The sequence below is a fragment of the Enterococcus sp. E4-223 genome, assembly GCF_035727065.1.
GTDB classification, from domain to species: Bacteria; Bacillota; Bacilli; order Lactobacillales; family Enterococcaceae; genus Enterococcus_B; species Enterococcus_B faecium.
Window position 1 is genome coordinate 406,150 of record NZ_JAPMLH010000001.1, and the last position, 13,194, is coordinate 419,343.

A 13,194-nucleotide genomic window follows, 5' to 3' on the forward strand; every position below is an offset into this window, starting at 1 on the left:
CTAATGACGTATCTGCCCACTTTAAGTAGCCAACAAAGCTGAGCAGATACAGTCTAGTGTTTTTTAAATCAATTTTTCTTTCGATAAAAAATCCAAAACCTGTTTTTTATCATTTTTTATTCTTTGTTCTACGACGGCTTTTTCAGCTAATTGCAAAGCTTCACTAACCCACTTACCAGGTTTTTTTCCAGTTTCTTCTAGCAAGATTTTACCATCTACTGCTAATTCGCTTAATGACTTGATAGGTAAACGATCATAGGATTCTCCTACGGCATCCATCTGAGGTGTTTCGTCAAAATAGATCATCAATTCTTCTACTTGCAGTGCATGTTTTTTGCCTAAGAAGTACAATTCGAATGGTTCCAAAGCTCCAGTTTCTCGTTGTCGTAGTCCTTGGACAAGTGCTTGAACGTCTTTAATCATTTGGTTAGAACACTTCCACGATTTCAAAAAGGAACGAATCTCATTTTCTTTTAGACCCAGTTGGCTGATCAATAATGTCCATACTTGGCTCTCTTCTTTCAATGGGACGGATGGTAATTCAGCAAAACGTAAAAGTGCTTCGCCTTCTTCTTTCAAACCGGGACAGCAAATGTAGCACTCTGTTTCAATAAATGCATAGATTCCCGCGGCCCGTTCATTTCCCAAGAGCATCTTGATGAATTCCACATTTATACGTTCTACAGATATTTTACCTAATAGCTCGTGGTTTTCTTTGATGGCGTAGAAGGTTTCTTCCTCTAATTTGAACCCTAGTTGACTGACAAAACGCAACCCGCGCATCATTCGTAAGGCATCTTCATGGAACCGCTCATGAGGATTGCCTACAGCTCGCAAGATCTGTTCTTCTAGATCTTGCAGACCATCGAACAAATCGATGATTTCTCCGTCTTCTTTCAAAGCAAACGCATTGATCGTAAAATCTCTTCTTTTCAAATCTTCTGCCAACGAACGAACGAATTCGACATGATCTGGTCTACGGTAGTCCTGATAAGTTGATTCCGTCCGAAATGTGGTGATCTCATATTGTTCATTATTTTCTAATACCAACACAGTTCCATGTTCGATCCCAATATCTATCGTTTTTGGAAAAAGCTGTTTGATTTCTTCTGGAAATGCGCTTGTTGCGATATCCACATCATGGATTGGCTGGTTCAGCAAGATATCACGAACACTTCCACCTACAAAATAAGCTTCATATCCTGCATTCTCTAATTTTTTCAGAACTGGAATTGCCTTTTGGTATTCCAGAGGTAATTGTTTTAATTTCATTTTTCCAACCTTTCCTGCGTGTTTCTTGTACTGAGATAAAGACTCAGTTGCATGGTGACTGTTTGACAAGTCCGTTTCAGAGTCTTCAAGGCCAGGACCACTTCATCTTGTTTACTCGTCCTTACGCTCAAAGCGATTATGGTCTCTTTGATTGAATTTTTCCATGTTTTTTTCAAAAACTTCAGTTAAGTCGATATTCAATGAATTAGCCATGATCATCGTAACGAATAAAACATCACCAAGTTCTTCTGCTACCGAGTTAACTGGTTCAGAAGCCTTTTTGCTTTTTTCTCCATAAGTGTGGTTGACTTCTCTTGCCAATTCACCTACTTCTTCAGTTAATCGAGCCATCTGAGCTAATGGAGAGAAATACCCCACCTTGAATTGCTGGATATATTCATCCACTTCCTGCTGCATACTGTATAAAGAACGCTTTTTATCCATCTTTTTCCCTCCAAAACTATCTTACCAAAACTTTAACGCAAATCCTAGATAAGAGCAATTGAGAAAATCGAATTTCCATGCTACATTTAGGAAGGAATTTCTAAATGGAAATTCTGTGAAAATACATAATTGAAAGCTGGAATTCATATGGTCAAACGAAAAACAGTAAAAGAAGTTCTTTTTATCATTATAGGAACAAGTATTTATGCATTTGGTCTTGTTTACTTGAACATCGCTAATCATTTAGCAGAAGGGGGAGTCTCAGGGATCACCTTGATCTTAAGAGCTTTATTTGGTATTGATCCAGCTTATACGACTTTATTAATCAACATCCCATTGATTGTACTAGGAGGAAAGATCCTCGGTAAACGTTCCTTGGCCTATACTGTTCTAGGTACACTTTCTTTGTCATTCTTTTTATGGATCTGGCAAAGGGTTCCACTAGAAATCAATTTACAGCATGATCTACTGATCGTTTCTCTACTTGCGGGTTTAGTTGCAGGTGTAGGAAGCGGGATCGTCTACCGCATGGGTGGAACAACAGGTGGCAGCGATATTATTGCTCGGATTTTAGAACAAAATTACGGCATCACTATGGGGCGTTCCCTATTGGCATTTGATATCATCGTCTTACTTGCTTCATTAACCTATATCGACTTGAAACGTATGATGTATACATTGATTGTTTCGTATGTTTTCAGTCGTGTGATTGATTCGATCTTAGATGGCGGATATTCTGCAAAAGGTCTACTTGTCGTCTCCAACAAAAGCGAAGAGATTGCACCACTACTGATGACCGGTCTGCAAAGAGGTGTGACTTTCCTTTCTGGAGAAGGCGCATTCTCTGGTAATTCAAAAAAAATCATCTATATGGTCGTTAGCTCTAGTGAATTAACTGAAGCTAAGAGGATCGTCCATGAGATTGACGAAAAAGCTTTCCTTTCAATCATCAATGTGCATGAAGTGGAAGGGCAAGGCTTTACTTATTTGAAGCCACAGACAAGATTACTGAAAAAACTATAAGAAAAAAGACAAAGATTGGCTATGAGGAAAGATTCCACATCCAGCTGACCTTTGTCTTTTTTAGTACTATACTATTTTTAACTAATTGTTATGTTCACTTACCCGGTTACTTTTCTTTTGTGTCTGCAAAAGGATCTTTCGGTTAACTTCATCAGATAATTTCAAAAAAGCATCCCTATCTCCATCTTCTAGTGCTTGATCGATTTGAGCATAAAGCATTTTTAGTTTTGCCTCTTCTTCTTTTTCTTGAAAATATCGTTCGATTAATTCAGTATCCTCTTCACTGACTGAAGAATCCCAAGAAGAAAATGGATTGTCTTCTAAGATAGATAGATATTCTCTTGTCTGCCAAGCATTTTCGAATATACATTCCACATATAAAGGCTTTTTCCAATTCAAACGGATTTCATGAAAAATCTGGTCTGTGTCCGTAAATTCTTTTCCCTGCAAAAACAATTTCATGGGTTCCCCTTCAACAGATAGATCACTGATCTGCAGTCCTCGATCCGCAAAATTCGCCCCTTCAACAAAGTGGACATTGCTTAAAATCGCTTCATGATTGGCAAGATAATTCAAGATCCAAAAAACTTCTCTTCGGCTAAAAGATACATGATTGACCATCCACGTTAAAAAATTCTTCTTTTCCCGTACATCAATTAGCATTTTTCTCACCTCTCTGTTAGGTCATCTAATAATGACAGTGCCTCCATATCTCCTGGTTCAAGTGTTAAATAATAAGTCAATAATTCTTGCGCTCTTTTCAGCTGCCCTTCTTCTCTTAAGAAAAAGGCATACTCTTTCAAGAAATCTGGTTCATGTGATAGTTCATGATAAGCCTGTTCATAGTGTACAGCTGCAACGGTAAAGTCTTCTAATTCATTATAAGCATGGGCTAGGTTCCATTCTGCATAAGGATTAGCAGTTTCTTCCATCTGATTGATCACTTGTATCACATCTTCATATCTTTCATCATCCAAGTAAAGATTGCTTAAAGTAAGTAATGTTTCATCTTGTTTGTCTCCTACTTCTAAAGCTTTCAGTAAAAGTTCTTCTGCTCGCTGTCTATCATGCAGACGGAAAGCATTTTCCGAGGCCAGGTGATAAAGTTCGACTTGGTAAGGATTTTCTTTGATTCCTTCTTCTAACACTGTTTGTGCTTCTTCAATCATTTCTTCTTCTTGAAGAGCTTGTCCTAGATATAGATATAACGATTGATAATGCGGATTAACTTCTCGAAGTTCTTCCAGATAGTTGATTGCCTGCTGATTTTCTTTCAATTGAAGATTCGTAAAAGCTAGCTGGAACAGTCGATCATCTGTCCTTTCTTCTTTCAGTGCTTCTTCTAAAGGTGCGATAGCTGCTTCGAATTCTCCTTGCATACTTAAGGATTGTCCTAAACGTTCCTGCATCGAGATTCCTGAAATTTCATTTATCCCGCTTGCCAACAATGTTTCATAAACCACTGCTGCCTCTTTGAAACGATCAACTGAAAAATACAATTCAGCTAGCGCAAACTGGATCAATGGTTCATCAGGAAGCAACCCAGCTGCTTCTTTCAATTTTGCTTCACTCACTTCAGGGATTCCGATAACTTGGTACAAATCAGCTATCGCCAATAAGCTTTGCGGATAGTAATCACTTTGCTTATCCACTTTTTCCAGGTATTCAAAAGCTAAGTCGATCTCATTATCTTCGATTGCAATTTCTGCTAACGGGATGTTCAGTCCGTCATTTTCTGGGTATTGGTTGATCAGTTGTTCAAAAATCTGTTTTGCTTCGATCAAAAAGCCAATAGCCAGCAATTCTTCGCCTAGTTCAGCTAATATATCTGCTGGGTCTTCTTTTAATGCTTTTTCTAAAAAGATTTGTGCTTGTGACAAGTCTTCATCTGATAAAGCTTGCAACATTTTTTCGCTATTTGTATTCATTTCAATTCCCTCTTATTTCACTGACGATTTGTTGAAATACCGTCATTGTTCTCAATAATTCTTTTTCGTTTGGACGTTGGTATCCGTCTATTATACCTATTTTTTCTAAAACAAGTATTTTTTTGCTTTTTTCTGCCAAAAAAAGAACTTTTTCCAAATACTCCATCTTTGAAATCTGTTCCAGCCAGTGGATTGGATAGCCAAGCAAGTCCAGCCACACAAAAAAGTTTTTTAGTTGGAAATCAAAAGGATATGCTTGGAGATTCCACACGAAATGAAACATCATTCCTAAAAATTTTTTCATACTAGCAGAAAGTAGATGGCCATTTTCGGTCAGATAAAAAGCTTGTTCAAACAGTTTACCATAATTTGACAGGTTTTCTGCCTCTAATTGATAAAAATAGATCATTTCTTCGATCATCCCGGCAAACGGCCGAGTCGTTAATTGCTTTTTATTTGGATAGTTTTTATACAGATTTTGCAAAAAACGATGATCACAAATCATTCCGCAACAGATAAAAGTCAAAAAGTCAATCTGCTTTCCGTCCACTTGCCGCTCGCTGATCGTTTGATCATAAACGATGCGTTCTGGCAGATTGATGGTTTGCAGCACTACACGATTTGGTAGCTGTAAAATCGTCCGCTGCGGTGTTAATGCTCGGCTTAGAGAACGGATCGATACAGGGATCATCCATAGTGATGAATCAAGGGTTGTATGTTTTTGAAAAAAACCTGCCAGATCCATGATCCCTTCATTTCCAAATCCGATGACAAACATGGATTGATTTTCGGGATAGCGTTTGACGAAATCAAGCAGGTTCTTTAATTCTGTTAAATGATTGCATTGAGTGTTGGCACAAATATACCAGTCATTGTTTGCTTGATTTGCAAATAACGGGTTGATCTTATCTGCAAACAAATCATAATAGCGCTGATTCGTTAAAAATAAGATTGGCTGATCAATGGAAAGTTCTCTTAGCTGGCTGACTAGCGTTTCTCCGTAAAACACTTTCGTCAACGCATCTTCTACTTGATAATCAAGTTCCATACGCATCCCTCCTCTTCTTATTTTTATTTTACCATTAGTAAGCAAATTCTAGAAAAGATAAGAGCAAAGCTCACCTCATAACTTGGAAATAAATAAAAATTAAATAAAATACATGCGTTTTCTATGTATGACATACGGATTCGGAATCTCTGTCTCTTATTTATTCCTTTTCTGCTAGGAAATAAAAAGAAAAGCACTTGTAGCCCTAGAGCCACAAGCGCTTTTTCAACTGTCTTATTTAACAGCGTCTTTTAATGCTTTACCTGGTTTGAATGCAGGTACTTTGCTAGCTGGAATTTCGATTTCTTCACCAGTTTGTGGGTTGCGACCTTTGCGAGCTGCGCGTTCGCGAACTTCAAAGTTACCAAAACCGATTAATTGAACTTTTTCGCCGTTAGCTAAAGCATCTTGAATAGTTGAAAATACAGCATCTACTGCTGCAGTTGCATCTTTTTTAGTTAAATCAGTAGCTGAAGCAACTTTTTCGATTAATTCTGCTTTGTTTGCCATGGATAGATTCACCTCCTCCACAAGAGATATGATAGAAATATCATTTAGTTAAAACTTTCTGAGTGGTCCAGAAGTTTAAAAAGAAATATTGATTAACTTCAATATTCTGTTATCACGATATCATATGAACCGCTTAATAGCAAGGTTTTTACCAATTTTCACATGCTTTTTTTAGTCATAGAAACGTAACAAACGAAACTGTCTTTTTCTTTTGAAAAAAAAACGTCGATATGGTAAAATGCCTATTTTCTCCTACGAGGGATAATTCGGATGGACGTCCCTTCAAAAGTAAATGCTTTTCTGATTTGATTTTCTAAGAAACGTTCATAAGAAAAATGCATCAATTCCTCTTCATTGACAAAAACGACAAATGTAGGTGGTTTGACAGCGACTTGTGTAGCATAAAAAATCTTCAGGCGTTTTCCTTTATCTGTTGGTGTTGGATTGATTGCTACAGCATCCATAATGATATCATTCAACACAGCCGAAGAGATACGAAGATTCTGGTTCATACTTACTTGTTCGATCATTTCAGGCAGACGTTCCAACCGTTGTTTAGTCACTGCAGAAACAAAAACGATTGGAGCGTAATCAAGATACCGGAATTCATCACGAATCTCTTGTTCGAAATCACGCATTGTATTGGTTTCTTTCTTTACAAGATCCCATTTATTCACAACCATAATAATTCCACGACCAGCTTCATGGGCGTAACCCGCTACTCGCTTGTCTTGTTCCCGAATCCCTTCTTCAGCATTCAGTACCATCAAAACGATATCAGAACGGTCAATGGCACGCATTGCACGCATCACGCTGTATTTTTCAGTATTTTCGTATACTTTTCCGCGTTTACGCATACCAGCTGTATCGATCATTAAGAATTTCTGACCACTTTCAGAAACGAAGTGGGTGTCGATTGCGTCTCGGGTCGTTCCTTCAATATCCGAAACAATTACACGTTCTTCTCCTAAAATCGCATTGATCAAAGAGGATTTACCAACATTTGGGCGACCAATCAAACTAAACTTAATCGTGTCGTCGTCCTCTTCTTCAGTCTCTTCAGAGAAATACTTCACTGCTTCATCTAAAATATCACCAATCCCTAGTCCATGGCTTCCTGAAACAGGATAAGGATCGCCTAGCCCTAAGGAATAAAATTCATAGATATCGTTTCTCATTTCTGGATTATCTACTTTATTGACTGCTAAAATCACTGGTTTATTACTTCTGTATAAAATTTTCGCAACCATCTCATCTGCGTCTGTCACGCCTTCGCGTCCGCTGACTACACAAATGATTACATCTGCTTCTTCAATCGCGATTTCTGCTTGATGCTTGATCTGATCCATAAAAGGTTCATCGCCAAGATCAATTCCGCCTGTGTCGATCACGCTGAATTCTCGACCTAACCATTCACCTTTTGCATAAATACGATCACGAGTTACTCCAGGAGTATCTTCGACAATCGAGATACGCTCACCAGCGATGCGGTTAAAAATCGTAGACTTACCGACGTTCGGGCGGCCAACGATTGCAATTGTTGGATTTGCCATATTATTTCCTCCTCACAAGTTTCCAATCTCACTTAGTTTAACGAATGCATTGCCAACTTTCAAGCATAGATTGTCAATTAAACGAAGTATTTTTATTCCTTATTGAAATACTAATCGCTTTTCAAAAGAAAAACTGAGACAAAAGCAGCTGCTTTCATCTCAGTCACAGATACAAAATCAATTATTTTTCAGAATCATCGGTTGCTTTTTCTTCTACTTCTTCTTTCAACGCATCACCTAAAATGTCTCCCATAGTAAATCCAGTATTTTCTTCTGGTAATTCATAAGACTCAACATTTTTTGGTTCTTCTTCTGAAGCTGGTTTTTCTTCTAAAGCCTTGATACTCAATGCAATACGATGTTCTTCTGGATGGATCTCTAATACTTTCACTTTCACTTCGTCACCTTCATGAAGCACTTCATGTGGTGTCGCAATATGTTTATGTGAAATTTGAGAGATATGGACTAGCCCTTCTACTCCAGGGAACACTTCAACAAAGGCACCGAAGCTTGTCAAACGTTTAACTGTTCCGTCTAATACTGTGCCAACTGGAGCTTTTGTATCGATTTCTGACCAAGGTCCAGGCTGTGTGTCTTTGATTGACAAGGAAACACGTTCTTGTTCAGGATTGATAGACAACACTTTGACATTTACATCATCATTGACAGCCAATACATCACTTGGTTTTGCTACATGACTATGTGAAATCTCTGAGACATGGACTAGACCGTCAATTCCGCCTAGGTCGACAAATGCGCCAAAATCAGTAAGACGTGCAACACGTCCACTGAGAACATCTCCCTCATGGATAGTTGAAAGAATTTCTTTTTTCTTTTCTTCTCTTTCGTTTTCCACTACCGCTTTATGCGATAAGATCAAACGATTTTCTGATGGTTCGATTTCGATGATTTTAAAGCTCAATGTTTTGCCTTTATAGTCTGAAAAGTCTGCAACAAAATGATCTTCCACCATTGATGCAGGGACAAAACCACGTACACCGACGTCAACGACTAAACCGCCTTTGACAACATTTGTAACAGGTGCTTCGATCACCTTGCCCTCTTGGAAATCTCTTTCGATATCTTCCCAAACTTTTTTAGCATCTAAACGGCGTTTTGAAAGTAGGTAGCTGCCGTTTTCTTTATCTTTGCCGATCGTACTGATAACGACTAAGTCTAATACATCACCGACTTTTACTACTTCGCTGATATCTTCTACCGGCAAAGTTGATAATTCTTTTGCCGGAACGACTCCTTCAACTCCAGCCCCTTCGATTCCGACAATCACTTGTTTGTCTTCAATGACTAAAACTTCGCCCTTAACAACATCGCCAACTTTTACTTCTTGTACGCTTTTCATTGCGTCTTCCATTGACTGGTTGTTCTCTTGATTTTGATCAAATTCTGTCATAACACTTGTCCTCCTAACCAACATTCTGCCGTAAGTACGGTACTGTTTTTAGTTTAATTGATTATTCAAAAAAAATAAAGCGATTTCGTTCGTTTTCCTTGAAAAAACAATTGTTTTTCATTTTTTTTCTTAATTTAAAAAAGAAGATAACCTTTTTTCAAAACAACAGCTTTTATTGCTGCAACGACTTCTGGAATCGATTTGCCAGTCGTATCGATACGAACAGCATCCTCTGCTTGCTTCAGCGGAGAGACGTCCCTTGTTGAATCATAATGGTCTCTTTCCTGTATCTCTTTCGTCAGTGTTTCAAGATCAGTCGGAATTCCTTTTTCTTGGTTCTCTTTGAAACGTCTTTCTGCACGCTCACTTACGCTTGCTACTAAAAAGATTTTCACTTCTGCATTCGGTAATACAGCTGTCCCGATGTCTCTTCCGTCCATGACAACGCCACCGCGTTCCCCTATTTTTCGTTGGATAGCAACTAATTCTTCTCTGACTTTTCCATGTGCAGAGACTTCAGAAACAGCTTTTGTGACATCTGGTTGACGGATTTCTAAAGTCACATCTTTTGATGCTATGAATACATGCTGTCCATTTTCTTGTTGCGAAAAAGAGATAGGATACTTTTTGATCAGCGAAACTAGCCCTTCTTCATCTGAAAAAGATACATTGTTCGTAATAGCTAAATAAGTTACTGCGCGATACATGGCACCGGTATCTGTATAAATATAATTCAATTCTTTTGCTAATATCTTGGCAACGGTACTTTTCCCAGATGAAGCAGGCCCGTCGATTGCAATACTGATTTGTGTCATGATATAACTCCTTTTTCTCAAAAAAAAAGCCGCAAAGCGCGGCTATTATTATTTAATTCTTAATTCTTGACCAGGGTAAAGCATAAAGTTGTTTGGATCTAAGCCATTCAATTCAAACAATTGATCAGTGGTGATCCCTGCACGCTCAGCCACTTGTTTTGGACCTTCACCTGCTTGAACAGTCGTTGTTGAACCGGCTGCAGCTGATGAAGAAGGTGTTGTTTCTGCTGCATTGCTGCTTGAATCCCCTGCTTGATAAGTTGCCTCACTTGAGGAAGTCGGTGTTGTCTCTGCTGCAATACTGCTTTCTGACGTTACACCTGTATCTTGAGACACAGTAGATTCTTCCGCGATTGTACTAGATTCTACTGTTGAAGTCTCAGTTGACTCCTCTTTTGTTGTACTTGTAGAACTTTCAACTACTGATGTCGAAGTTTCAGAAGAAGTTGCTGCTGTTGCATTGTTGCTTGATCCATTTCTGATCCAGAAATAAGCACCTGCTGGAATAGCGATACATAAGACCAGTAAAATCAAAAATAGCGAAAGAAATAATGTATTTCCTTTCTTTTGTTGTCTCTGAGAACTTCTTGATGAAACTTCATCATCTGTATCGTAGATTGGTTGTTCCCATGGTTCTTGTGTTTCGTTATTTTCTGTAGATTGATGTCTATCTTTTCTGCTCACTGTTTTACCTCCTAAACTCTATCGTGTGTATTATACCATAGGAAAAAGTGTCTTGTCCTAAAAAATCAATGTTCCATGTTTTTTTTAAATAAATTTAGTAAAATCGTTTCCCAATGAAGTTGTTCAGTCTTAGAAAAAAGCTTCCTCTTTGGCAGAAGTTCTGCTTTTGCTCCATCAATATCACAACAATTCTGCGGCTTTTCGGAGAGTTTTTCGCCAAAATAAGCTAAGATGAATTTTCTGCGGCAGTTTTCTTCATTAATATAGCGAAGCATCTGCTGCAGGCGGAATTCTTTTTCTTTTTCCTGACGTTTGAGCCGTTCCACCCAATTTTCTGGTTTTTCAGACTGCTGGATCAGCTCCATCCATTTTTTTTGCAGCTCATCAAAGGGAGCTTGCTCTGTGGCATATTCCAAATAAAGCTCAAAACTTTGTCGCTGTTCTCTAGAAAGTTGATTAAAGAAATAATGGATACGTTCATCCCCACTTTGATAAAAAAGAATTGCTGCACTTTCTTCCTGATCTCTGCCTGCTCGACCGATTTCTTGTACATAGTTTTCTAGACTGTCTGGCAAATCATAATGGACCACATAACGGATATCAGATTTATCGATCCCCATACCAAATGCATTCGTAGCAATGAGAAACTGCAGCTGATTTTTTACAAACTGCTGTTGAAGTTGTCTTCTTTGAGCTGCATCAAGACCACCATGATAGTATCCAACTGTAAAACGTTCCCTGAATAAATGATACAATCGTTCGACTTCTTTTTTTGTTGCACAATAAATGATTGCCGCTCCTTGTGCTCTTTCCATGAAGTGTTCAAGTTCTTGTTCTTTTTGCTGCGTTTTCCGAACAAAAAGCGAGATATTTTGCCGATTGACTGATTGTCTGATCTCTTTTGGTGGTCGATCAAATAGTACATGACGTATATCTCTTGCTACTAAATCTGTTGCTGTCGCCGTTAGTGCCAGTGTGACCGGGTTTCCTAAAAGCTTTCGGATTTTTCCTAACTGTTGATATTCTGGACGGAAATCAACTCCCCATTGAGACACGCAATGAGCCTCATCTACTACATATAACGCAATATTTTGTTTTTTCAGATGCTCTAAAAGAGAAGGATTAGTCAACATTTCGGGACTCAAAAACAAAAATTTATATTGCGATAGACGACGGAGGACGTATCTTCTTTCAGATTGCGAAAGTAAACTATTGAAAGCAGCTACTCGTTTCTCCCCTCGTTTTTGTAATTGCGTCACTTGATCTTCCATTAGAGAAAGCAGCGGTGACACGATGATGACCAGACCTTCCATTAAATACCCCGTCAATTGATAGCAAAGGCTTTTTCCCGTTCCTGTAGGCAAAATAGCGAGAGTATCTTCTCCATCAAGCAACGCCTGAATAATTTCTTCTTGGCCGGGACGAAATGAATCAAATCCAAAATATTTTTTTAATTCATTTATTAACATTCTGTATCGCTTCCTTTCTCAATAGATAGATTTGATACAAACGAAATTCTCCATAATCTAATTGTCCATCTACATTCCATTCGCTAAAGCGCCACTCTCGCACGGTATCCTTATTTGGTTCCAAACGTTCGATTGTTTCTGCAGAGAGAATCTGCTCGTATGGAAAATCATCAAAAAACAAGGCCCACTCAATAAGATGATCTGTTACTGTTCCTCTTTTTAAATGACGGATTGCCATGATCTGGTCAATTGTCTGACCATTCATAAACATCTGCTTGGTGATCATCATGCTTTGATTGAAATTTTGCTGTAATAATGAATCGATCAAAGTGTGCCAAAGCGAATCTGGCCGTTTTTCGATTTGTGCTAACAAAAGGTGGATACATCTGCTTTGTTGCAGATAAACCGCTGACTCATCATTGTTTTTTGCCAGCTGATAAGGAAGCAGCCCTGTTCGCTCATTTCCAGATAATTGGTTAGCTAAAAAATCTGCTGCTTCTTCTGGTATCTCCGAAAACAGCTGCACCAAACTCTCATACGCAGCATCAATCAAAATTTCACGTGGCAATTGGCTTTCACTAAGCCATTTTTTTAGTTGGAAAGTATAAAAAGGACTTGTCTCTGCTGGAAGATAGTCTTGAATACCCGTTGCCAGATTAGAAATTACTTGAACAGCAAATTTAATGAGCCGCCAACTAGTTTCCCCTGTTCTGCCATAGCGGTCAAAACGCAAACCAGTATGTTCTATTTGATGTTCGGACAACATATCAGCCCCTGCAGGCGTTAGCTTTGCTTCATTTTCATTTATTTCGATCCAACCTTGCTGCGCAATTTTTTGCAAAATTTGATAAAACTTATCCTGCTTCAATTCTGGAAAACTGTTATGGATAAACAAAAGTTCGTGGGTAAATCCATAAATAAGTACTGAAGTCGTTCGTTTTCCCACAAGGAGTTGGTAAAGAGAACTAATCCGCAGCTTGTGTCCTGATGAAAATAGCGATAAAATAAAAACAATCATATTATTCTCCTTAAGTTAG

13 protein-coding genes are annotated in these 13,194 nt (G+C 38.4%); 1 reads left to right on the forward strand and 12 read right to left on the reverse strand.

Features of this window, described 5'->3' with window-relative positions; genetic code table 11:
- Positions 1 to 63: 63 nt before the first annotated feature.
- Together OS139_RS02035 and OS139_RS02040 are read right to left on the reverse strand one after the other, a co-directional pair.
- Positions 64 to 1,272, reverse strand: coding sequence for a CCA tRNA nucleotidyltransferase (locus OS139_RS02035; RefSeq protein WP_002331862.1), 1,209 nt, complete (start codon positions 1,270 to 1,272; stop codon positions 64 to 66).
- A gap of 111 nt (positions 1,273 to 1,383) precedes the next feature.
- Entirely contained in the window at positions 1,384 to 1,716 is a 333-nt protein-coding gene (locus tag OS139_RS02040) for a nucleotide pyrophosphohydrolase (protein WP_002290045.1), read from the reverse strand.
- A gap of 147 nt (positions 1,717 to 1,863) precedes the next feature.
- Here OS139_RS02040 and OS139_RS02045 point away from each other — a divergent pair, with 147 nt between their 5' ends.
- A complete protein-coding gene (locus OS139_RS02045; RefSeq protein ID WP_016627893.1) occupies positions 1,864 to 2,739 on the forward strand; it encodes a YitT family protein in 876 nt (291 codons plus the stop codon).
- 81 nt (positions 2,740 to 2,820) lie between these two features.
- Here OS139_RS02045 and OS139_RS02050 read toward each other — a convergent pair whose 3' ends face one another.
- The 10 genes from OS139_RS02050 to OS139_RS02095 all read right to left on the reverse strand — a co-directional run bounded on the left by OS139_RS02050 (position 2,821) and on the right by OS139_RS02095 (position 13,175).
- The gene (locus OS139_RS02050) at positions 2,821 to 3,402 is read right to left on the reverse strand and encodes a ReoY family proteolytic degradation factor (protein ID WP_002289878.1); all 582 of its coding nucleotides are present in this window, start codon (positions 3,400 to 3,402) and stop codon (positions 2,821 to 2,823) included.
- 5 nt (positions 3,403 to 3,407) lie between these two features.
- Positions 3,408 to 4,667: a tetratricopeptide repeat protein gene (locus tag OS139_RS02055; RefSeq protein ID WP_002298134.1), complete on the reverse strand. Its 1,260-nt coding sequence runs from the start codon at positions 4,665 to 4,667 to the stop codon at positions 3,408 to 3,410.
- Position 4,668: 1 nt separating this feature from the next.
- Positions 4,669 to 5,715, reverse strand: a complete 1,047-nt coding sequence (locus tag OS139_RS02060) for a hypothetical protein (protein ID WP_002306933.1) — start codon at positions 5,713 to 5,715, stop codon at positions 4,669 to 4,671.
- A 234-nt stretch (positions 5,716 to 5,949) separates the two neighbouring features.
- Positions 5,950 to 6,225: an HU family DNA-binding protein gene (locus OS139_RS02065; RefSeq protein ID WP_002290178.1), complete on the reverse strand. Its 276-nt coding sequence runs from the start codon at positions 6,223 to 6,225 to the stop codon at positions 5,950 to 5,952.
- A 242-nt stretch (positions 6,226 to 6,467) separates the two neighbouring features.
- Complete coding sequence (der, locus tag OS139_RS02070; protein ID WP_002331864.1) at positions 6,468 to 7,778, reverse strand: ribosome biogenesis GTPase Der; 1,311 nt, start codon at positions 7,776 to 7,778, stop codon at positions 6,468 to 6,470.
- Between the two features lie 181 nt (positions 7,779 to 7,959).
- On the reverse strand, positions 7,960 to 9,189 hold the full coding sequence (gene rpsA / locus OS139_RS02075; RefSeq protein WP_002294406.1) for a 30S ribosomal protein S1: 1,230 nt from the start codon (positions 9,187 to 9,189) through the stop codon (positions 7,960 to 7,962).
- Positions 9,190 to 9,323: 134 nt separating this feature from the next.
- On the reverse strand, positions 9,324 to 10,004 hold the full coding sequence (gene cmk, locus OS139_RS02080) for a (d)CMP kinase (RefSeq protein ID WP_002331865.1): 681 nt from the start codon (positions 10,002 to 10,004) through the stop codon (positions 9,324 to 9,326).
- Between the two features lie 48 nt (positions 10,005 to 10,052).
- Positions 10,053 to 10,688, reverse strand: coding sequence for an SAG1386/EF1546 family surface-associated protein (locus OS139_RS02085; protein ID WP_002294404.1), 636 nt, complete (start codon positions 10,686 to 10,688; stop codon positions 10,053 to 10,055).
- Positions 10,689 to 10,753: 65 nt separating this feature from the next.
- Positions 10,754 to 12,157 carry a RecQ family ATP-dependent DNA helicase gene (locus tag OS139_RS02090; protein WP_016627895.1) on the reverse strand — a complete coding sequence of 468 codons (1,404 nt, stop codon included), beginning with the start codon at positions 12,155 to 12,157 and terminating at the stop codon, positions 10,754 to 10,756.
- Complete coding sequence (locus OS139_RS02095; RefSeq protein ID WP_002331867.1) at positions 12,144 to 13,175, reverse strand: helix-turn-helix domain-containing protein; 1,032 nt, start codon at positions 13,173 to 13,175, stop codon at positions 12,144 to 12,146. Before OS139_RS02095 ends, OS139_RS02090 begins: the two co-directional genes overlap by 14 nt.
- Positions 13,176 to 13,194: the final 19 nt, after the last annotated feature.